The 22,221-nt window shown below is 42.1% G+C and carries 17 protein-coding genes and 1 pseudogene; 10 read left to right on the top strand and 8 right to left on the bottom strand.

Features of this window, described 5'->3' with window-relative positions; all coding sequences use genetic code 11:
- Positions 1-396: 396 nt before the first annotated feature.
- A complete protein-coding gene (locus KZA12_RS07295) occupies positions 397-1,134 on the bottom strand; it encodes a dienelactone hydrolase family protein (protein WP_218689782.1) in 738 nt (245 codons plus the stop codon).
- Positions 1,135-1,342: 208 nt separating this feature from the next.
- On the opposite strand from KZA12_RS07295, the gene KZA12_RS07290 reads away from it, so the two are divergent.
- A complete protein-coding gene (locus tag KZA12_RS07290) occupies positions 1,343-1,933 on the top strand; it encodes a YcgN family cysteine cluster protein (RefSeq protein ID WP_218689781.1) in 591 nt (196 codons plus the stop codon).
- Between the two features lie 157 nt (positions 1,934-2,090).
- Here the strand turns inward: KZA12_RS07290 and KZA12_RS07285 are convergent, their stop codons facing one another.
- Positions 2,091-3,464 carry a DUF4105 domain-containing protein gene (locus KZA12_RS07285; protein WP_256932878.1) on the bottom strand — a complete coding sequence of 458 codons (1,374 nt, stop codon included), beginning with the start codon at positions 3,462-3,464 and terminating at the stop codon, positions 2,091-2,093.
- Positions 3,465-3,789: 325 nt separating this feature from the next.
- Here KZA12_RS07285 and KZA12_RS07280 point away from each other — a divergent pair, with 325 nt between their 5' ends.
- From KZA12_RS07280 to KZA12_RS07260, 5 genes are all read left to right on the top strand, one after another.
- Entirely contained in the window at positions 3,790-4,689 is a 900-nt protein-coding gene (locus KZA12_RS07280; RefSeq protein WP_201622954.1) for a CBS domain-containing protein, read from the top strand.
- 461 nt (positions 4,690-5,150) lie between these two features.
- Complete coding sequence (lnt, locus tag KZA12_RS07275; protein ID WP_218689779.1) at positions 5,151-6,725, top strand: apolipoprotein N-acyltransferase; 1,575 nt, start codon at positions 5,151-5,153, stop codon at positions 6,723-6,725.
- A 135-nt stretch (positions 6,726-6,860) separates the two neighbouring features.
- Positions 6,861-7,316, top strand: a complete 456-nt coding sequence (locus KZA12_RS07270; RefSeq protein WP_218689778.1) for a hypothetical protein — start codon at positions 6,861-6,863, stop codon at positions 7,314-7,316.
- Between the two features lie 281 nt (positions 7,317-7,597).
- Positions 7,598-9,160, top strand: a complete 1,563-nt coding sequence (locus KZA12_RS07265) for a peptide MFS transporter (protein WP_218689777.1) — start codon at positions 7,598-7,600, stop codon at positions 9,158-9,160.
- Positions 9,161-9,403: 243 nt separating this feature from the next.
- Positions 9,404-11,224 carry an aminopeptidase P family protein gene (locus KZA12_RS07260; RefSeq protein WP_218689776.1) on the top strand — a complete coding sequence of 607 codons (1,821 nt, stop codon included), beginning with the start codon at positions 9,404-9,406 and terminating at the stop codon, positions 11,222-11,224.
- Positions 11,225-11,613: 389 nt separating this feature from the next.
- Here the strand turns inward: KZA12_RS07260 and KZA12_RS07255 are convergent, their stop codons facing one another.
- The 3 genes from KZA12_RS07255 to KZA12_RS07245 form a co-directional block, all read right to left on the bottom strand.
- Positions 11,614-12,378 carry a hypothetical protein gene (locus KZA12_RS07255; RefSeq protein ID WP_256932877.1) on the bottom strand — a complete coding sequence of 255 codons (765 nt, stop codon included), beginning with the start codon at positions 12,376-12,378 and terminating at the stop codon, positions 11,614-11,616.
- A gap of 169 nt (positions 12,379-12,547) precedes the next feature.
- The gene (fabF, locus tag KZA12_RS07250; RefSeq protein ID WP_201622960.1) at positions 12,548-13,894 is read right to left on the bottom strand and encodes a beta-ketoacyl-ACP synthase II; all 1,347 of its coding nucleotides are present in this window, start codon (positions 13,892-13,894) and stop codon (positions 12,548-12,550) included.
- 221 nt (positions 13,895-14,115) lie between these two features.
- Complete coding sequence (locus tag KZA12_RS07245; RefSeq protein ID WP_218689774.1) at positions 14,116-15,468, bottom strand: anhydro-N-acetylmuramic acid kinase; 1,353 nt, start codon at positions 15,466-15,468, stop codon at positions 14,116-14,118.
- Positions 15,469-15,882: 414 nt separating this feature from the next.
- On the opposite strand from KZA12_RS07245, the pseudogene tyrS reads away from it, so the two are divergent.
- A pseudogene (gene tyrS / locus KZA12_RS07240) lies at positions 15,883-17,097 on the top strand (tyrosine--tRNA ligase); the annotation flags it as partial.
- A 359-nt stretch (positions 17,098-17,456) separates the two neighbouring features.
- The gene (locus KZA12_RS07235) at positions 17,457-17,681 is read left to right on the top strand and encodes a DUF1653 domain-containing protein (protein WP_218689773.1); all 225 of its coding nucleotides are present in this window, start codon (positions 17,457-17,459) and stop codon (positions 17,679-17,681) included.
- A 71-nt stretch (positions 17,682-17,752) separates the two neighbouring features.
- Here KZA12_RS07235 and KZA12_RS07230 read toward each other — a convergent pair whose 3' ends face one another.
- Positions 17,753-18,790, bottom strand: coding sequence for an alpha/beta fold hydrolase (locus tag KZA12_RS07230; RefSeq protein ID WP_256932876.1), 1,038 nt, complete (start codon positions 18,788-18,790; stop codon positions 17,753-17,755).
- A gap of 190 nt (positions 18,791-18,980) precedes the next feature.
- On the opposite strand from KZA12_RS07230, the gene KZA12_RS07225 reads away from it, so the two are divergent.
- The gene (locus tag KZA12_RS07225; protein WP_218689772.1) at positions 18,981-19,685 is read left to right on the top strand and encodes a hypothetical protein; all 705 of its coding nucleotides are present in this window, start codon (positions 18,981-18,983) and stop codon (positions 19,683-19,685) included.
- Here the strand turns inward: KZA12_RS07225 and KZA12_RS07220 are convergent, their stop codons facing one another.
- Both KZA12_RS07220 and upp read right to left on the bottom strand, forming a co-directional pair.
- The gene (locus KZA12_RS07220; RefSeq protein ID WP_218689771.1) at positions 19,686-20,438 is read right to left on the bottom strand and encodes an SDR family NAD(P)-dependent oxidoreductase; all 753 of its coding nucleotides are present in this window, start codon (positions 20,436-20,438) and stop codon (positions 19,686-19,688) included.
- A gap of 202 nt (positions 20,439-20,640) precedes the next feature.
- Entirely contained in the window at positions 20,641-21,315 is a 675-nt protein-coding gene (gene upp, locus KZA12_RS07215) for a uracil phosphoribosyltransferase (RefSeq protein WP_216581820.1), read from the bottom strand.
- A 68-nt stretch (positions 21,316-21,383) separates the two neighbouring features.
- Between upp and KZA12_RS07210 the strand changes: the two genes are divergently transcribed.
- Positions 21,384-22,085 carry a DNA glycosylase gene (locus tag KZA12_RS07210; RefSeq protein WP_256932875.1) on the top strand — a complete coding sequence of 234 codons (702 nt, stop codon included), beginning with the start codon at positions 21,384-21,386 and terminating at the stop codon, positions 22,083-22,085.
- The last annotated feature ends 136 nt before the right edge of the window (positions 22,086-22,221 follow it).

Genomic DNA, 22,221 nt, shown 5'->3' with positions numbered 1-22,221 from the left:
AGGGGATTATCCTAACTTAACTTTCTGAGAATTAGGGCGCTCTGTTAACGTACAGTCATCTAAAGTCAAATAATTAACTATAGCAGATACTATGCCAGCAATGATAAAAGCATTAACTACCGCTGTTGATATAGAGTCTTTTATTAGTTTAGTATTTAATCGAGTGTTCATCGTATAATCTAGTCATCTATACAAAAAGGTACTGAGCAAATCACAGTTTACTCAGTACCTTTTGCTACTAATTATTAAAATATTAAACCCATCTTAGTACACTTTATGGTGGCCTTTATTCTAAGAGTTAATACTTACAACTAAAAACAGAGCATGATTAACATACTCTGTTTTAAGGTAATCAATGACTATTAGGGTAATAGATTTGGCTTAAATCCATAAATTTTAACCTAGATTAGCTTTCATAAACGCTAGCATGTTATCCCAGCTTTGCTTAGCAGCATTCTCATTGTAGCCTAGATCAGCATTGTTCTCAGCGGCACGTGCATCCGCTTGAGGATTAGTAAAGCCATGCTTAGCGTTATCATAGACACCGATAGTGTAATCAACGTCAACCGCATCCATCTCTTTTTTAAAGCTCTCTACCGCATCCATGGTCACCATAGAATCATCACCACCATGCGCTACTAAAACTTTGGCAGCGAATTTACTATCTGCTGGCTGTTTTGGAGATAAATTACCATGGAAAGTCGCTACTGCTTTTAGAGGCATACCTTCGCGTGCCATATCCAGTACTACTTTGCCACCGAAACAAAAACCTATCGCAGCTAAATTGTCACCATCAACAGCTAGCTGATCGCTAAAGTCATTGAGAATTAAACGGCAGCGTGCCATTAGCATATCTTGGTCGGCAAGTACTTGCTCCATCCACATATTGGCTTGCGCCGCATCACTAGTCAATTTACCTTCACCGTAAACATCCATAGCGACGGCGGCATAACCCGCTTTTGCTAGGCGTTCAGTGATTGATTTTGGATGCTCGACCACTCCCCACCATTCAGGAGCAACTAAAATACCAGCTACCGGCTTATCATCTGCAGCGTTTTCTGGTAAGGCTACATAACTGATTAACTGTACGCCATTCTCGGTAGTACTTATTAGCTCAAAGGTCTTAATTGACATCTTATTATCCTTTTTTATAGAGTGATTTTTGTTATTGAGTGCTTAACTTAGCAAGTGATAGCGATAGCTATTAATCTAGCTATGAGTGCTTTTGATAAGTTACTTATTATTTACTGATATTACCTTAACGCCCATGACAGCGAAAAACAGCTATAATACTGTAACTCTAGTTGTGCAAATGCTACTTATCTAAACCTACGGCCATTTTATGAGTCTAAATTTATTACAAGCTTTAAAATCCAGCTTTGAGAGTGTGCAATCCCAATCAAAGCAGGATGCGGTAGCTTCAGCTGATACCGAGCTCAATACTCACAGCGACCAACCTCTACGACCACAATTTTGGTCGCAGTTTGCGTTGCAGGATCTAAACCATAGCGAATGGGAAGCCTTATGCGATGGCTGTGGCAGTTGCTGCCTGATTAAGTATATTGATGAAGATGAGAACGGCGATGTAGACGAAGAGCAAGTTGAGTATACCGACGTCGCTTGCCAGCTGATGAATTGTGAGACGGGGTTTTGTCAGCACTATGACTCTCGGCAACAGTATGTGCCAGATTGTATTCAGTTGACCGCCGCTAAACTACCCACTATGATGTGGCTGCCCAATCATTGCGCTTATAAACGTTTGTATAAAGGGCAGTCACTACCAAGCTGGCATTTATTATTAACCCAAGATGCGGTCGTTACTCAGCAGCAAATGCGTGATGCTAATGTTGGTATTGCAGGGCGCTGCATCTCTGAGGTAGGGATGAGCGATGAAGCCATGGAGACACGGGTGGTGAATTGGGTAAGGCCTTAGAGCGAGGGCAACCGCTAGTGCTATACTCTATTGCCTAAAATACTCTACTACCTAACATACTCTATTGCTCAAAATATCTGACAAGCACTGATAGCAGCTGCTAGCCCTTTATAATTGCTATGCCCCTGATAATTTCTAATACTAGCTCTTATCAAGGTTATTTATCAGCCGTCTCACTAGCAGATTGCGCTTGGGTTTCAGCTTCAGCAGTAGAGTCAGCTAGTGGTGGAATAGGAATGCCTTGGCGAATTTGCTTAGAAAACTCAGCGCTATTGCTACTAGTATCTAATCTCGCTTGATTATCAAAGCCAATCACCTTTGGATTGATATGGGTATGCTGATACCAAGTATCCATTGACCAAGGCTGAGTACTTTGCGGCTCGTCGGTTGCCACTTCCTGTTTTAGTGAACCCTCCTTTATCTGAGAGCTTGCATCTAGCATACCGATATCATAGAGATAGTTTGGTAGCCAACCTGAGACCCAAATACGGTAATCCCAAGGTAGCCGCTCACCACTGACGATACGTGCCATATAAAAGATAATATTAGTACAGTTGCTGGTCAAAGTATTATACCAAGCAGGCTCAGCATTGAGCTCATCAGCAGCCGTTAAGTAAGACTCGAATAAAGATTTTACTTCGCTTTGTTGCAAGTGACTGATAGGGAAGAGATAGACCTGTTCACCGCGCACATTAGTACGAGTATAAATAATATCACGCTCCTCAGAGGCGATAAGGCTCAGCTCAAAGCGCCTAAAAAATCCAGCTAGAGCCGAAAAGCTTTCTTCTTCCTCTTTACGAATCTCAAGGGAGAACGCTAGCGGTCTATCGTCTTCAAAACGGAAGCTGACTAAAGTATGAGCAATTAGTGGTCCCATCCAATAAGAATTAGCGATATCGATACCAGATAGTTTAGATATATCGACAGTGCGGGTCTCCCAGCGTTCCGTAGGCGCAATCTCATCAGGGCCATTACTCGGGTGCCAATCAAAATTGCGTACATTAGATAGAGTAATCAGATCAGGGTTACTAGGATCACGAGTATAAGAAACTGCTTGACTCACTTCAGGCTGCCAATTGCGCTCTTGCTTAGGGTTAATAGCGTTAAACCAGCCTAAGCCAAGCAGCCAAACCAGTCCATAGCTAGCCACTAAATAGTTGCTGAGCTTGCTTTTATTGAGCCTGCTGTTGCTAGTATTATTGGTATTAATATGAGCTGTATTCAATTCACTATTTTTAGCTACCGATTGCTGCGTAAGCTTATAGGCCAGCTTAGGGTAGTACGGTAGCGTCAACCAACAGCCTAGCAAGCCGAAAACTATTAGTGCTACTAGCCAAGTGATAGGGCTGCTTATACCAAAATGATAGTAAATCGCCATTAGTAACCAAACGGCAGAGAGTATTAAGGCCACAGCAATAAAAAACCTTGCTACACCACGCCAGCTAAGCCAACCAAATCTTTTAGATTGAGGTTGATGGTTACCGTTGTTATTACGGTTAGATGAAGGATCGAGGCTAGAGCGAGATGACATAAGCCTTGAAAATAAACAGCGAAGCGACATAAGAGTGGATTACATAAATAAAGTCTTTGACTCTAGCAAAATTTATAACACACTGACAATACAATTTGCATAAATTTATCGTTGAATGTCGCTGAGCCTTGCGATAAAGTGAAACTAAAGTAACAGCAGTTGAGTTTTAAAAGCGTTGTTTTGAATAAATAGCTATACTTTAGATACAGTAGTTGATATTTTTAGAGCAAGTTTTAACCATAGTTTTTATTTATATTTTAATCCCCATTTAGATTTTTATTAGCAATGCTCTATCCACTAATTGAAGAGGTTAACCCACACCACCATGTCTGAAGACATTCCCAGCCCGAGTAGTTGGTCGATGCGCGGCTTAAAACGCTGGCTATCGACCGCCCCCGAAACCCGTGACGAACTAGTTAGTTTAGTGCAGCAATCACGGCAATTTTTAGAGCCTGATACGGTTGATATGCTTGAGGGCGTACTGGATCTGCCAGCGACGCAAGTACGTGAAATTATGACCCCGCGTCCACAGGTCATAAGTTTGCACGAGAGTACTAGCCTCGCTGAAGTGATGGACATTATTCTTGAGACGACTCATTCACGCTATCCAGTATTCGATAGCCAAGATGATGATGCGGTCATAGGTATTCTGCTCGCTAAAGACTTGATTCCGCTGTTGGTCTATATGGTGCGTGATCAACATGACAAAATTGATAGCCAACGTCTAAAAGATTTGGTACGTCAGCCGCTATACATTAGTGAGTCGGCGCGTTCTGATACTCTGCTACGTTCTTTGCAGCGCACTCAAGTACATATGGCAATTGTCGTCGATGAGTTTGGCAACTTTGCTGGGGTAGTCACTATGGAGGATCTACTCGAAGAGATCGTTGGTGATATCGTTGATGAGCATGATGATTTCGATGAAGACAGTGATATTAATAACATCATTGTCCATCCTGAGAAGCCTAATACTTGGCGAGTACAAGCTTCAACGGTGATTGAGGACTGCAACGATGAGCTCGGTAGTAATTTTGACGATACCGACGTTGATACTATGGGTGGTTTGGTAATGCAGGCGCTTGGTTATGTCAGTGATTTAGAAGGTGAAACTGTCGAAATAGATGATTGGAAAATCACTATCACTGATGTGGAAGGACGCTCTATTAATGATCTTGAGGTCACCAATGTCAAGGCAGATAAGCAATTACTCATAGGCAGCCATTAAAAGGCGTTTGATAAATTATTATTAAAGTCTTTATAACTTAGGCTTAAATTGTAAAATAAGAACACGGCTGCGGTCGTGTTTTTTGCTATCTAACGATTGTAAATTAAGGGTTGTAAATTAAGGATGGTAAAAAACTATAGCTAAGCATAATCTGCTAGCTACAAAAATAGCATGTTTAGCAAAGTTATCAAAAATCATCTTCTAAATCAATCGCCGTAAAACCTAATGGCTGCATAAACGCTAATCTGTGGATTATGTCGAGTAAGTTACCAAGGTAAGCGCCGCCCAACTAGCCAAGCAAATTTACCCCTTTATCAGCACAGGCTGGTATTATAGGCGGGTTTGATTTGGCAGGGGGAGTCGAGTGCTTATAACTTACTCTGAGTTGCTATAACCATAGGCCGCCTAAATATAAAATTTTATGCTTTTTTAAGCCTCGTTTTGAGTTTTGGATAACCAATATGCGCCCGTCTACCGTTGATTTGCAAAAGCGTCTAAATGCTAATAAGTCGAAAAAGAAACCACTTCTTCTAGTGCTTGTTGTGGCTTGGCTAGCAGGAGCAATGTTTATACTGGCCCTTGCCCCTTACGGATTCTGGCCAATAGCTTTAGTATCTCCAGCCATTTTATATGCGTTATTAATGCCTGACATGAGCGGCAAACGCGCTTTTATTATTGGTGAAGCTTATGGGATGGGGCTGTGGTGTGTTGGCGCATTTTGGCTTTATACTTCTATCCATGATTATGGTGACACTCCAGCTTGGTTAGCGCTTATTTTAATTGCGCTGATGGGTCTAGGCATGGGGCTTTTTCATGGCTTTTTAGCCTTGGTATTCAACCGCGGAGTTGGTAAACAACCTTTCGCTTTTGCGGCTCTTTGGGTATTACAAGAGTGGCTAAAAACTTGGCTATTCACAGGGTTTCCTTGGCTATTTGTTGGTTATGCTTTTACTGAGCAGTATTGGCTGTCTTCTTTAGCTCCCGTTGCTGGTGTATTCGCAGTGTCTTTTGTAGCAGTATTATTAGCTTCTAGTGTCGTCGAGCAAATGCGTAACCGCGGTGGTTATCTACTAGCCTCATTTGCTTTATTAGTCGTTAGTACCTCGTTATGGTTGGTCGATCCGCAATGGACCAAACCTAAAGGCACGCCTGATATATCGGTATCTTTGATTCAGGGTAATATTCCGCAAGATCTAAAATGGCTGACTGAATTTCAAATCGAGACTCTAAAAATATATGCCACTCTTTCTAGCACTGAATGGGGGCGCGATATCATACTTTGGCCAGAATCCTCTATACCAATGTTTCAAACTGAGGCGGTTGGTTTTATTGGTGAAATGGTCAAGCTGGCCAAGGAAACGGATACCACTTGGGTGACTGGCATTCCTTATAAGGATGAAGCGGCGTTCAATGCAGCTTCTGATAAGTACCCGCCGTTTTATAACAGTGTGATTGCGTTAGGCGCACAAGCCGATGGTCTCTATAAAAAACAGCGTTTAGTACCTTTTGGTGAGTATATTCCATTCGAGGGTATGCTTGATATTCTGCCCGATTTGGCTGGTAGTCAAGATATCTTAAGCTACAGTCGTGGTGATGATCAGCAGTCACCATTGCGAGTACGTGGTCACAATCTTGGTGCAGCGATTTGTTATGAAGTGGCTTATCCAGATACCACCCGCAAGAATGCTATTGGCACTGACTTCTTACTGACTATCTCTAACGATGCTTGGTTTGGCACTTCAGCTGGGCCTTTGCAGCATTTACAAATGGTACAGATGCGGGCGTTAGAGAATGGTCGCTGGTTTATGCGAGCTACTAACACTGGCGTTACTGCTATCATTGATCACAAAGGTCATATCGTCAAGCGTGCACCACAGTTCGAGCGTACCGTATTACGTGGTAATATTCAGGCCCGAGTTGGTAATACGCCGTTTATGACTTGGGGCAATTATCCTATTTTGATTATTATGGCTTTGCTGTTGATACTTAGCTATTTAGGCAAGCGGACAGGAGTACGAGCACGTTTCGGTAAGTAAAAAGGTCATGGCATTGGCTAATGAGCTGAGTTTTACTAATAATTCCTTTAAATAGTTAAGGGATTTAACAAATCGGCATAAATTGCGATATAATAGCCCATATTTCAAATATTTTTCGTGCAAGGTAGATAAGATATGTCAGATGATATTGTCAATAACAATCCCAAAAAAGAGTTTCTGTTTGCTTTAGGTGGCGTCGGCTTATTTTTAGGCATCGTGTTACTCATCGGTATCTCAGCCTTTTTGCGTCCAGCTGGTGAACATATCACTGCTGAAAGTATTGCAGCGGAAGTGGCTGCAGCTGACAAAGCGGCTGCTATTGCAGCAGCGCCAGCTGCTCCAGCACCAGTGGCAACAGCGGAAGCGGCACCTGCAGATGCAGCAGCAACTACAGTGCCGGCAGATGCTACAGTTACTCCTGCGCCAGCTACTGGTGATGCGATAGTGGCTACTGGTTCAGCGACAGCTACTGCTGACGGTACAGTAGATCAAGCCGCAGTAGCTGCTGCCGATCCAACCGCTGAACAAGCGAAAGCGGATCCAAAGGCTAGTACGGTTGAAGCAGCACCTGCACCTGCTCCTGCTAAATAAGGTAATTGTCCTTGTCAGGTCTTCACTATTCTTACGCTATGCTAGAATTTTAAAGGCCTAATAATGGTTGAATAAGACGTTTATACCTTACGCTAATAATAAAAAACTCGCTGTCAATCATTGGCAGCGGGTTTTTTATTGGGTGAATTTTTCTAACTAGTAAATATTTTCTTCTTTACTTGTAAATGTTCTAGTGAAACAATGACACGCCTAAATGACCACACATCTTAGTAATGATAGGTTTGAGCATTATTACTGTGGCACACCTAAGGAATAAGTGTATGGCAACGGAGTCACAAACGGAGTTCAGTGCTGCCGAATTGGCAGCGTTAGAAAATGGGTTTATGGGGCATCCCAAACCACTACGTCCGCTATTTTTTACCGAAATGTGGGAACGGTTTTCTTATTACAGTATTCGTCCGCTACTGGTTTTATTCATGGTAGCAAGTGTTGGTAGTGGCGGTTTTGGCTTCGATGAAGTAACTGCTTCTGCTATTTATGGTATTTTTGCCGGTTCGCTGTATTTAGCGGCGGTACCTGGTGGTTGGCTAGCAGATAACTGGTTAGGTCAGGAGCGTGCGCTGTGGTGGGGTAGTATAATTATTGCCCTAGGTCATTTGTGTATTGCGCTCTCTGCCTTTTTTGGTATGACGCTATTTTTTGTCGGCTTGATGTGTATCGTTTTGGGCTCAGGGTTATTTAAGACTTGTATCTCAGTAATGGTAGGTGCGCTATACCCCAAAGGCGATTCGCGCCGTGATGGCGGTTTTACTTTATTCTACATGGGTATCAATATCGGTGCCTTATTAGCGGCCCTTATTGTCGGTGTGTTTAAAGAAAAAGGCATGTGGCATGTGGGCTTTGGGTTCGGTGGTCTTGGCATGCTAGTGTCATTACTTATATACCGTTTTATCGCTCAAAAAAATCTAAGCCGTTATGCACAAGCCAAAGGAATTGAGGCTGATTGGGAAAAGTCTAATGGACACTATAACAATATAGGTCGTTGGGTATTAGTATTCCTCGCCGCCTTAGCTGCCATTGTTATGTTAGTCTCTACAGGTATTATGCCATTTGCGCCTGCAGTGGTTGCCTCATATATGACTTATATCATTGCTGCGGTAGTATTGATCTATTTTGCGGTAATGTTTATTTCGCCGCGATTAGATAAATCAGATAAGCTACGCTTGTTGATTTGCTTCATACTTATTATTGGCTCAACGCTGTTTTGGTCAAGTTTTGAGCAGCAACCTACCTCATTTAACTTATTCGCCGATAATTACACAGACCTTAACGTTTTAGGTTTTGAAATACCTAGCATTTGGTTCCAATCGTTGAATCCTTTGTTTATTTTAATCCTAGCCCCGATTGCTAGTATTTTATGGGTGAAGCTTGGCAACAGAGGCCTTGAGCCAAACAGTATGACTAAGTTTGCGCTTGGTATGCTGTTAGCGGCAGCAGGTTTTGCGTTGATGATTTTTGCCTCCAAAAGTATTTTGACTAATGACGGTGGATTAGCATCACCTTTATGGTTAGTGGGTAGTTTGTTCTTGCTAACCCTTGGCGAATTAGCGCTTAGTCCTGTTGGATTGTCTGCTATGACTAAACTGGCTCCGAAGGGCATGCAAGGTCAAATGATGGGCCTTTTCTTTGCTTCTGTAGCTATGGGTAACTTAGTGGCGGCCTTCTTTGGTGGTTATGTATCAGCGGATAAAATTGAAGGCTTACCGAGTCTATTTACTACGATGACGATTTTCTTGGTAGTGGCTGCGGTGATATTATTGATACTAGCAAAGCCTATCAATAAAATGCTTCAAGATAGCGAATCTGCTGAGCAGCTTGATTAACTAAATAAGTAAATAAGTAAATAAATAAAGTGCTAGTTTTGGTCAGCTAATACAGAGTAAGTGACGTATGCTAGATCGTGTTACCTTCATCGGTAGCACGTTTTTGCTAACTAATTATCATAGAGCTATTGAAAGCCTAGTATCTGCCCACACATCTAACAATACGCTTGTCTTCAAATAAGACGACTATCTATAGTCGCCCCACGCTAGAATATCTTCAAAAGATAAACAAGGAACATCCTAATGAGTAAGCAAAACATTCATGAGCGTATCGATAACCTGCGCCAAAATTTAGTTGCCCAAGATCTAACGGCGATTATCGTACCGTCAGCTGATCCGCATTTATCTGAATACTTACCTGAATACTGGCAAGCGCGCCTATGGTTGTCAGGATTTACCGGTTCAGTCGGTACTTTAGTAGTCACTGCGGACTTTGCAGGTTTATGGACTGACAGTCGCTATTGGGTGCATGCTGCTGAGCAATTAGAAGGTACAGGTATTAGTTTGCAAAAGATGGCACCTGGACAGCCTAATCATATTGACTGGTTAGCTGACCATCTGCAAGAAGGCGATAGCGTAGCGGTTGATGGCAATGTATTGTCTATCGCTGAGCAGGATCGATTATTGAATGCTTTTGATGCGAATGATATTACCTTGATCACCGAGCGTGACGTTCTCACTGAGGTATGGTCAGATCGTCCAGCGTTACCAACAGCACCATTGTACGTCCATGATGAATCATTTATTTCCCAATCAGCTGCTGCAAAACTGGCTGCTGTACGCCAAGGCATGAAAGCTGCAGGGGCGACTCATCATCTATTATCGAGCTTAGATGATATCGCTTGGTTGACTAACTTGCGTGGTGCTGATGTTGATTATAATCCGGTATTTTTAGCACATATGCTGATCAGCCTTGATGGCAGTGCAACCTTGTTTATTGATAATAATAAAGTCAGTAGCGAGATTGAAAAAAGCCTAAAAGATAGTGGCTTTACTCTTGCAGATTACGATGCCGTACAAGCTGCATTAGCGACGCTGACGCCTGAAGATTTACTATTGTTAGATCCAAGTAAAGTGGCAGTCGGTACTTTATCGCAGATGGCTGATGGGGTTGGATTTATTGAGCAAATGGCCCCGAGTACTTTGTTGAAGTCGGTGAAGTCTGATGCAGATGTAAATCATGTGCGTGAAGCCATGCGTCAAGATGGCGCCGCCTTGTGCGAGTTCTTTGCCAACTTTGAACAGCGTCTGAGTAACGGTGAACGTTTGAGCGAGCTAGACGTCGATAGTATGTTGATTGAAGTACGTAGTCAGCAGCCAAACTATGTATCGCCAAGCTTTCCTACGATTGCTGGATTTAATGAAAACGGTGCTTTACCGCATTATCGTGCGACGCCAGAAAAGTTCAGCTATCTCGAAGTCAGTGATGGTGAAGGTGGGCTATTGTTAATTGACTCCGGTGCGCAATATCAGAATGGTACTACCGATATCACTCGGGTGGTCGGTATTGGCCAAGTTAGCAGCGAGCACAAACGCGACTTTAGCACGGTGCTAAAAGCTCATGTTGCTTTAGCGCGTGCCAATTTCCCTGATGGTATTGCCTCGCCATTAATCGATGCTATTTGCCGTGCGCCATTATGGCAGGCACAGATGGACTATGGTCATGGTACTGGTCATGGGGTAGGTTATTTCTTGAATGTACACGAAGGCCCACAAGTGATTGCCTATAGCGCTAGCACTCCAAAAGAGCGCGCTATGAAAGTCAATATGATCTCCAGCAATGAGCCGGGACTATACCGTGAAGGCAAGTGGGGTATTCGTATTGAAAACTTGGTAGTGAATAGACCAGTAGCCAAACCGACAGAAACGGAGTTTGGTAAATTCCTGCATTTTGAGACGGTTACTTATTGTCCAATTGATACGCGTCTAATTGAACCATCATTACTAACTCAAGTAGAGATTGACTGGCTAAACAGTTATCATAGCCAAGTTTATGCTGAGTTAAAAGACCGTGTTGATGGTGCCGCTCTTGAATGGTTGACTGAGCGTACTCAAGCGATTTAATGTCGGCCTCAGTAGATATTAGATGCAGTTCAATTATGGCTTAAGTACGGATTCAGTACCTCTTAAGCACAGTGAGCAAAATTTAGTCATAAAAAAGCGCTTAGTAAAATACTAAGCGCTTTTTGTTTGGCCGATAGTAGTTAGTAGGCTATCAGCTATTAACTATCTGCCTGATCAATGCTCATAACTGCTGGCATTAACGGTGGCTTTACCTCAGCAAATAGTCAACCAAAATATTCTATAGTAAAGCACAAGTTAGGAAACAACTAATGAGCTAAAGGCTAGTAGGTGATATAAAATAATTTGCTCTAAAAGCATCAGCCTATTACAACGTTTATTAAGGTAACAGTGACAGTTAACTAAGAAATCTTAAGGGTTTTTAGTCGAATTTATTTATCTGTAGCATTAGTAGCTGTTTGCTGTTTTTCAGCCAATTGACGACTTACCTCAGCACGCAGCCATGACTTTAAGTTTTCAGACATTTGTAGCATCTCATCAGTTAGATAATCATCAATGTGCATCTCAAGCTCATGAATCATATCTTTATGAGTAGCATTCAATTTGCTATCGGCTAAAGACAAGTCGATAGCTGAGCTTTGATTGATACTATCGCTAACCGCTTTGATACTGTTGGCCGAGACCATTTGAGCTTTATCATCATGGCGGTTATTGCTATCATCTTCACTTTCTTCATTACCAGCATTATCAGCATTATCAGCATTATCAGCATTATCAGCATTATCAGCATTATCAGCATTGTCTGCTACTACGCTGGCAGCTTTACTTGCCAAATCTGCTGCTATAGCCGCCTGTTGTTTCTGTCTTTTTTCTGCCATTTCTTGTTGACGTATATCTTCTTTTTCTTGTTCTTCTTGTATGGTTTTACGTTGTTCTGCTAATTTTTGCTGTGCCTCTACAGCGGCCTTTTCATCAGCTATTCTTTTTTTCTCAGCTTGTTGTAATTCATAGGCGCAGTATAGATCGTCCAAATGGGCATCAAGATCATGAATGCTAAAAACAAACTTTTCAAATGGGGTTTCACTTTGCAATAGCTCAGTGATATCGGTCAACTCTTGTACAATAGCTGCTCGCACTGGCTCTGGCGCACCAGTCCAATGTTGATAAAATTGATGTGAAAATGAATAGCTTGACATAGTTGCTTCCATAAATATGCTAAAAATTACCCCTTATCATACGCAAATATCATAAGGGGCTGCAAGAGGACAAACGTAGCAAAATCAATATAAATCTTCTGCTAATCAAACTTGCCTCTAAAATCATAATAAATAGAAGCTAAAACTATAGTCAACATGTCTGTACCGATTAAGCGTTCCAACGAGCGAATACTAATGAGCCATTAGTACCACCAAAACCAAAGCTGTTAGAGACTGCATAGTTCAGGTCAGTCACTCTGCGCGATTGATTAGCCACATAATCAAGATTGCAATTGTCCTCAACATTATCTAGATTAATAGTTGGCGGTACATGCTGATGCTGCAGAGCTAGCACGGTAAAGATAGCCTCTATACCACCAGCAGCACCCAATAAATGACCAGTCATTGATTTGGTTGAGCTGACTAAAATGCTGTCTTTAACCGCAGCAAATACGGTCTCAATCGCTATGGATTCAGCGACATCGCCCGCTGGCGTACTAGTCCCGTGAGCATTGACATAACCTACAGCATCAGCAGTGATTCCGGCATCATTTAAGGCATTTTGCATAGCTCGTGCAGCACCGCTACCATCTTCTGGTGGAGAGGTGATATGACTGGCATCATCGCTCATACCGAAACCAACCATTTCACCCAAAATCTTGGCACCACGAGCTTTAGCATGGGCGAGGCTCTCTAACACCATGACACCTGCACCATCGCCAAGTACAAAGCCATCACGATCTTTATCAAAAGGTCGCGACGCTTTGGTTGGCTCATCATTACGAGTAGATAGCGCATGCATCGCCCCAAACCCTGATATACCCAGCGGACTTGAGCCTTTTTCGCTACCACCAGCGATCATCACATCAGCATCGCCATAAGCGATCAGACGTGCTGCTAAACCGATAGCATGAGTGGCGGTAGTACAAGCCGTTGAGGTAGCAAGGTTAGGGCCTTTTAGCTGATGTTTGATAGCGACTAGCCCTGCTGCCATGTTGGCAATAGAGCCAGGTATAATAAACGGCGAGACTTTTTTAGCGCCTTTTTCACGTAAGGTTGCACAGCTGTCTTCGATAGTCTGAATACCACCAATACCTGAGCCTAAGATCACCCCAAAACGCTGTTGATCAACCCCTTTTACTGGCGCATCCTCGCTACTAATGGTATCTACATAGCCAGCATCATGTAGCGCCATAGAAGTAGCCGCTACCGCATAATGCATGAACTTGTCATAGCGGCGTGCATCTTTAGCACTCATAAACTTGCTAGGATCAAAGTCTTTGACTACCCCAGCGATTTGCGCTCGATAATCAGTAGCATCGAAGTGAGTAATAGCAGTGATTCCGCTCTCACCAGCCAGCAGCTGAGCCCATGTACTTTCAACATCTAATCCTAAAGGTGTCACTGCACCCATACCGGTAACTACTACTCGTGTTTCATCAGAGCGTTCATAATGAGGCGGCTTACGGTGCTTCTGCTGTGGCGATGTGGCTGAACTACTACTACTTTGGCTCATGTGATATATCCTATATTTGTTGCCATCCTAAAAAGATAGTTTTACAAGTTGTATATAACTAATGCCCGTTCTCGCTAGGTCATTTATAGCGTTATATTAGTATTTTAGCAACCATTATAAATCACATCAGCTTACAGCTGTAAACTTAAAACTGTTTAGTATTGCATAGTGCAAAGCTGCGATGGTTGTGAGCTCAAAATAATAATCAAATAGAATGATTTTTAAGCAAAACAAACTTGCCCTAACACCACGCCCTTATTAGCGCCAGTCACTGCGGGCAAGTTACCAGTTTCACCCATTAAGGTTTGCCTTGCTAACCAAGCAAAGGCCACTGCTTCCACCCAAGTTGGTTGGAGTCCTAAGCTGGCAGTAGTGGCAACAGTGCAATGTGGTAAGTGGGCTTGCAGTCTAATCATCAGATAATCATTCAGTGCACCACCCCCACAAACATAGACTTCGCTTCTAGCTTCAGGCGCTGGATTTTCAGTACTCAGGTCCTCATTAGTAAAAGATCTAATTTGCATACTAGCGGTTATGGCTGTCAGTTCAGTTAGCGTCGCTTGTACATCAGCTGATGAGTAGCGAGTATTGGCAGCGGCTTGATCAAATTTTTGTAGCTCGTCTTGTAACCAAGCTAGATTGAAGTCCTCACGGCCAGTAGTTTTGGGATAGGCTCTAGCAAAAAACGGATGGGCTAATAATTGGTTTAGCAAGGGCTCAAGGACTCGGCCTGTTTGTGCCCAAGCACCGCCAGCATCGTAGTTTTTACCAGTATGTAGTGCCGCCCAAGCATCCAGCAATAAATTTGCAGGGCCAGTATCATAACCGACGACTTGACTAGGTTGCTCCATCCCTGTTGCTGGTAACACAGTAATATTAGCTATACCACCTAAATTAAGCAGCACACGAGTGCTAGTAGCATTGCCAAACATGGCTTGATGAAAGGCTGGAACTAAAGGCGCGCCTTGTCCACCGACTGCCATATCACGACGGCGGAAGTCACTGACTACGCTAATAGCGGTACGCTCAGCGATAATATTGGCATCGACTAGTTGGATAGTAAAGCCTAACTGTGGGCGGTGACGTATAGTTTGACCATGACAGCCGATGGCTAGCACTGCTTCTGGGTCGATATTAGCTTGCTGCAATAAAGTATTAACCACTTTGCTGGCGAATTCTCCATACTCACGACTGGCCCAACCAAACCAATCTAGCTCGCCACAGTCGCCATTAGGTTCATCGTTTTGCGAGATTAAATCCTTAGCGCCATTAGGCTGACATAAGGCTAATAGCACTTCACGTAAACGCGGTGAAAAATCTTCACTATAAGTCGCTACTAGCTGCATTGGTGCTACCGTATTATCCTGACTGTTATCCTGATTATCAGCTGCAAACTGGCATAACACCGCATCCATACCATCCAAGCTAGTGCCTGACATCATACCGATATATAGAACGTCATCGAAGTTGTCAAATACCGTTTGTTCAAGTGCATCAGTGAGTGTGGCGTAGTTTAAGTCATCGTGATTGGAGCTATCGTTGCTGTTCAGAGCAGCATTGTTTTCTATAGACATGGTTATACTCAAGTTGTGAAGAATAGGATAAAGAGATCGTAAAATCAAAACTCAATCAAATGTTTTTAGAGTGACTATATTTTAATAGGAGCTTGGCTCAATACCGTAGCTATAAGCAAAATTCCATTAGGTGTTTTAGGCCTTTATTTAAGGTTTATCTAATTACTATCTAATCACTATCTAATTATTATCTGCTTATGATTTATGCGTTTTTATCGTCTGTTTACTACTAGCTTATAGCGTGAATAAAGTAGAGGTGGTTATTGTCCGGTGTCATCCGACTGCTTACTAATGGCAATTTATCTCAAAAAACGCTAGTATATCTGCCAAATTCTAACATTTTTTTGTACAGCTACGAGGCTATAAACCTTCGGGATGTACCAATCATTCAAAAAAGACTATAAAGAGATTATTATGACTGACCACTCATACACAGTAGAAGAACAGCTTGCCCTTATCCAACGCGGTACTCAAGAGATTTTATCTACCGATGATTTAGTGGCGAAGCTGAAGTTAAATCGACCTTTACGTATTAAAGCCGGTTTCGATCCTACGGCACCTGATCTACATTTGGGTCACACGGTATTGATTAACAAGCTCAAGCATTTCCAAGATTTAGGTCACGAAATTTATTTCTTAATCGGCGACTATACCGCCAAGATTGGTGATCCTTCTGGCAAGAATTCTACTCGCCCACCGTTAACCGATGAACAAATCAAAGCCAATGCTAAGACTTATGCAGAGCAAGTGTTTAAGATTTTAGATAAAGAGAAAACCCGCGTGGTTTTTAACTCAGAATGGTTTAACGATATGTCAGCTGCGGATATGATTCAGCTGGCCAGCCAACAAACCGTTTCTCGCATGCTTGAGCGTGACGACTTCTCTAAACGTTATGCCTCACAAACACCTATTTCTATTCACGAGTTCCTCTATCCGCTAGTGCAAGGCTATGACTCTATCGCTCTGAAGGCTGATGTTGAGCTTGGCGGTACCGATCAGACCTTTAACTTGCTGATGGGTCGCACTTTGCAGGGCCGTTATGGTCAAGAGCAACAAGTTTGTATTACTGTGCCTATCTTAGAAGGCTTAGATGGCGTTAATAAGATGTCTAAATCCTTAGGCAACTATGTCGCTATTTATGATGCTCCAGGCACTATGTACCAAAAAATCCTCTCTATGCCAGATACTCTAATCCGTCGTTACTTTGAGTTTTTAAGCTTTAAGCCAATGGAAGAAGTGGAAGCCTTGCTAGAAGAGATGGAAAAAGGTCGTAACCCACAAGAAATCAAACGTATTCTCGCTGAAGAGTTAATTGAGCGCTTTCATGACGCTGATGCTGCTGCTAATGCGCACAAGTCAGCAGGCAATGTTTTAGCTGATGGTGAACTGCCTGTTGATTTGCCAGAAGTGCTTTTGATGCTTGAGAATACTCAGAGTGAATTATTTATTACTCAGATACTTAATCAAGCAGGTTTAGCAAAAAATAGTGCGGCTGCTAAGGATGTGCTGAAACGCAAAGCTGTGAAAGTGGATGGGGAAGTGGTCAATGCAGGCTTTAGCCTGACTTCAGGTCAGACCGTTGTTATCCAAGCAGGCAAAAAAGCGTATGCGAAAGTAGTCATTACCGATAAAGTAAAAGTTTTTGAAAAACTCTTATCTAATGTTAAAGAGCTAACTTATCAAGATCGTAAGAAAATGGATTCGACTCTTAGAAAGGTCAAGACCTTAATTAGTAATAGTTTAGATGATACATCATATTATGTTGACCGATTTGGTAAGATTAGTTTCGATCCCTATAAAGCTTACGGGCTAAAAACAGAAATTCCTGAGGAGTATTGGATTGATGATATGGAATATACTGAGGATCAATGGAAGGAGCATTGGTACAGTACTAAAGCAGAGGTTTTAGAAATTATGGATGAGGCACTAGAAGATATTAAGTTTTCTAGTTCAATTAAAAATAACAATTAACAAAAAAGCAGACAATCATGACCCACGTCCCTCAAGGCATCTACCGCCATTACAAAGGCAATCTTTACCAAGTATTGCATACCGCGCATCATTCCGAAACTGAAGAGGCGCTAGTCGTCTATCGCTGTCTATACGGTGAGTATGGCGTTTGGGTGCGTCCATTAGCGATGTTTTCTGAAACTATCATGCGTGATGGTCAGAAAATACTACGATTTGAGCTGATTAAAATTTTGGTAGATTAGCTTTCTGTTTTTTATAATTTATCAAGCAAATAAAAAGCGACTCCAAAAGTCGCTTTTTCATATCTCAATAACTAACTCTCCAAAAACCCCTTCAAAGCACGATAAAACCCAAACGGCGCATCCATTGGCACCGCATGTCCTGATTTGGCTAATATCTCAACTTTGGCATTGGGTAGCCTATCTGCTAATTCTAATTGCCGCTCTGAATCATATAACTTTGAGCGCCCACCGACCAAGAGCGTCGTTGGAATATTCACCATTTCTAAAACCTCGCGATAATCATAAGGCAATTGCATATAAGCGGATAGGCAACGCAATTTATGCTGCCAAGTGCTGTGCGTCATCAACGCAACCTTATGCGGCGGTCGATAGCTGAGCGTTTTTATCAACAGTTCTGATGATTTACGGCTGACCGAAAGCAGTGAGAACGCGCGCTCCATGGTCAATAAACCTGTTTTTATCTCGTAAGGTAAATGACGAAAATCCTCAACCTGCATATAGGGTTTGGTGTTTGAAATTAATGATTCAAATTGCGCAAACAATTCATCTTGCCTTGCGCCAAATACACCACCTTGAAAGTCTGGCTGATTATGAATAATAGGTGCTTGGTCTATATTGAGATAACGGCTGAATTGATTTGTTCCAAAGCGTTTAAAGTACGCCCACATCACTAGGGCACCCATTGAAATACCTGCCACAGATACAGTGGCAGCATTATTTTCTATAGTGATATATTTTAATACTTGCTCGGTATCTTCAGCGTATTGCTCTATAAAGTCAAAGTTTGGCAACGTCAGCGCTGTTGCTAAGCCAAAGCCGCGAAAGTGTGGCAAATAAAAACGATAGTGGTTGGTTAAGGGCAGAATAAAAGGCAAAAATTGCCGGGTATCCATACCAAAGGCATGCAGCATTAATACGGGCATGCCATTGCCAATCACTGAAATCGGTAATGGCGTGCCGTCCACGGCGAGGACATGAATAGTTTGCAATTGATATTGCTTGGCAAGGATAGTAGGCATATTTTCCATTAACTTCGATGGGGTCTCAGCGCTATAGCTGTAGTAAATAGCTCGTGCTTGCTCTGGGTCATTGATACACAGCTGGCTCATTATTTTATTATTGATAGCTTGTTATAGTAAAAGGGTTAATAATCAAGATTTAGCAAACCTTGCCAAACGGTTATTCGCATCGCGGTTATTTTTATCTGACTTTAACATAAAGCAGTTTATAAAATGCTCTATCCGTCAACACAGAACACTAGTGGTCATTGTTTTTTAATAAATAAAAGGATATCGATTGATGGGCAAAGCGACGCTACCAGAGCTTGATAACAGTCTTTATCCGCAAGTCTGGGAGCAGCAGACATTCGATAATGCGCAGACCTTATTAATGGCCATGCTATTAGGTAAGGTTAGCCCAGATCCTTATCTATTTACTAAGCAGCTACAGGCTAACGATACTTATCAAGAATGGATTACGGCTTCAATATTTGGACGTTATATTCAACACAGTTTTGCTGCACTCTATGGGCAGTCTGAAGACAGCTTTAATAGGGATATACCCGTATTGTTTCGCAATGAATTAATGCTTCATACGCAGTATTTACCTTTAGAGCAGATAGTATTTATGGCAGGTAATATGCCGAAAAAAGCTCGGCAAGAAAGGTTTTTTACTACTACGCTTAATCCAGCTACAGTAATAGTGGGTGCGCAAAAGCTCAAACATGATGCTGGCAAGTCGCTAGTAATAAACCGGCAAGCAGTTATTATTAATCAGATACGAGTGGCTAGTAAGCGAGTATTAGGTTTTCCACTACGCCATAACAAGCGCACCAGCGAACGTATACGTAATGAGGTGTTGATTTTAGGTTTTGATGATTTACGATTAGTAGATGAGCACCATATCAGTCATGATATTATGCATCACAAGGTCGAACAAAAAACAGCGAACACAGCAATATTAGCCAATACTGATGTGCTGCTGCGTTGTTATGAGCTGCGTTAACTAGCTATCATTTTTGGCAATAGTTAAGCCGTTATAAGTTTGTGCCACTGGCATCACTTCCAAGCGATTGACGTTGATATGAGCCGGAGATTCTATTAGCCATAACAAGATATCGCCGATATCATCGCCAGTCATATTTTTAAAGCCGCTATAAACTTTAGCTGCCTTGTCATCGTCACCATGATAACGCACGTTTGAGAATTCTGTACCAGCGATATTACCTGGCTCAAGATTAGTGACTCGCACTTGGGTACCTAATAGATCGGCTCGTAAGTTTAGACTGAACTGCTTTACAAAGGCTTTGGTTGCCCCATAGACGTTCCCACCGTAATAAGGCCAATTGCCAGCAATAGAGCCAACGTTAATGATATAGCCACTATCGCGTTCAACCATCGCTGGCAACACAGCATGAGTTACTGCCATTAGACCTTTGACATTAGTATCGACCATTCGTGTCCAATCAGCCAGATCGCTGTTATGAGCAGGCTCAGTACCAAGTGCTAGTCCAGCATTATTAACCAGCACGTCAATTTGCTTAAAGTCGGCAGGCAAGTCAGCTAGTATTTTTGGGATAGCCGCAATATCAGTAACATCCATAACCACTGGTAAAAATAACTCACCCAAATCTTCTGCTAGCGTATTTAGTCTATCTAAGCGTCGAGCACAGCCGATCACTTTATGACCTTTGGCAACTAATAGCTTGGCTAAGGCTTCACCAAATCCTGCACTTGCACCAGTAATCAAAACATTCATATGTCATCCTTAATTTAGCAATTTTGCGTTTATTAAATTAGTTTTTATGGAGTTTACTTTGATTGATCGTGCTGCTATCAACTCAGTTTTTATGCTTTAACGTATAACTTAGCATGTAATTTAGCGAAGTTTGCTTGTTAATATATCCTAAATGCCTACTGTCAATAGCTATCCGTCCTATTGAGTACTGACCCTAGCACTACTATTCACCGCCAATCTGTCTAGTACCAAAAATCTTATCGCCAGCATCACCAAGTCCTGGGATAATATATCCACGTTCATCCAAATGACTGTCTAATGCGGCAGTATAAATAGTCACGTCAGGATGTGCTTCATTGACTAAGCGTACTCCTTCAGGAGCGGCTACTAGTACTAAAGCTTTGATATTCTTACAACCGTGTTTTTTTAACATCTCAATAGTAGCAATCATTGAACCGCCAGTCGCTAGCATAGGATCAATAATCAATGCTGGGCGTTTGTCCATATGGCTGACGAATTTTTCGAAGAAAGGCACTGGTTGTAGGGTTTCTTCATCACGCTGTAGACCGACAACTGATATCTTTGCCGTTGGGATCAAGTCGAGTACCCCTTCTAACATGCCAAGACCGGCACGTAATATAGGTACTACAGTTACGGTCTTACCGATAATCTGCTCACCGTCGATCTCACCACACCAGCCCTGGATAGGAAAAGTCTCAATCTCGAAGTCACGGCTTGCTTCATAAGCCATCAGGCGAGCAAGCTCTTTGGTCAAAGTACGAAACTTATAAGTACTACAGTCCTTTTCACGCATCAAGCTCAGTTTATGGCGTACTAAGGGATGATTGATTACCGTAATATGTAATTTACTATTGGCACCGTTATTTAGGTCACTCATGGATAACTCTCTAGTTTTTGATCGTATGCTATGATAGCAAAAAAACCACTTTTCTGATGGAGAATATCATGACCAAATCATCATTGAATAATAACAATGGCAGTAATAATTCTGCTAGTGATGCTACTACTGATTTGAACTTATCAGCAGCACAAATAGAAGACCATCCTTTTGCACCAGTGCTACCGCCCGATGCTACAGTTATGATGATGGGTACTTTTCCACCCACTAGCGATAAATGGGCTATGAGCTTTCATTATCCTAATTTTTATAATGACATGTGGCGAATTTATGGCAAAGTGTTCTTTGACGATGTTAACTACTTTAGAGTAGGGGATGAGAAGCGCTTTGATCCTGAACGTATCCGGGCTTTTCTATTTGAGCGTGGTATAGCTTCTTGCCCTACAGTCAAACAAGCTATCCGCGAAACTGGCAACGCCTCTGACAAGAACTTAACGGTAGTCACTACTGTTAATCTAGATGAGATATTGCTACAAGTGCCAAAGGTGAGTGCATTATTTACTACTGGTGGTAAGGCCACAGAAGTATTATTGAACTTATTACCGTCACCCCCGATCAAGTCCAAATATCCTAAGACTAACCAGAGCATTAATTATCCTTACCAATGGCATGATAAAAACGGAGTCACAGACCATGTCAGTGATTTGACTTTATATAGACTGCCTTCTACTTCACGTGCTTATCCGCTAGCTTTAGACAAAAAAGCAGCCGCTTATAGAACGTTTTTTGAAAAGATAGGTAAGCTATAAATAATAAACAAACCCCAGTCCAAACTCTAAACCCATGATAAGCATCAACTAATAGTAGAATCCTTAGGGGAAGGCAAATTAAATCTTAGACTAAGCTTGACCGAGCCTTTAATCTGCGTATAATGCGTCCCAGTCG

Source organism: Psychrobacter sp. BF1, assembly GCF_019279065.1.
Taxonomy (GTDB): Bacteria; Pseudomonadota; Gammaproteobacteria; order Pseudomonadales; family Moraxellaceae; genus Psychrobacter; species Psychrobacter urativorans.
This window is presented reverse-complemented; position numbering and strand designations above follow the sequence as displayed.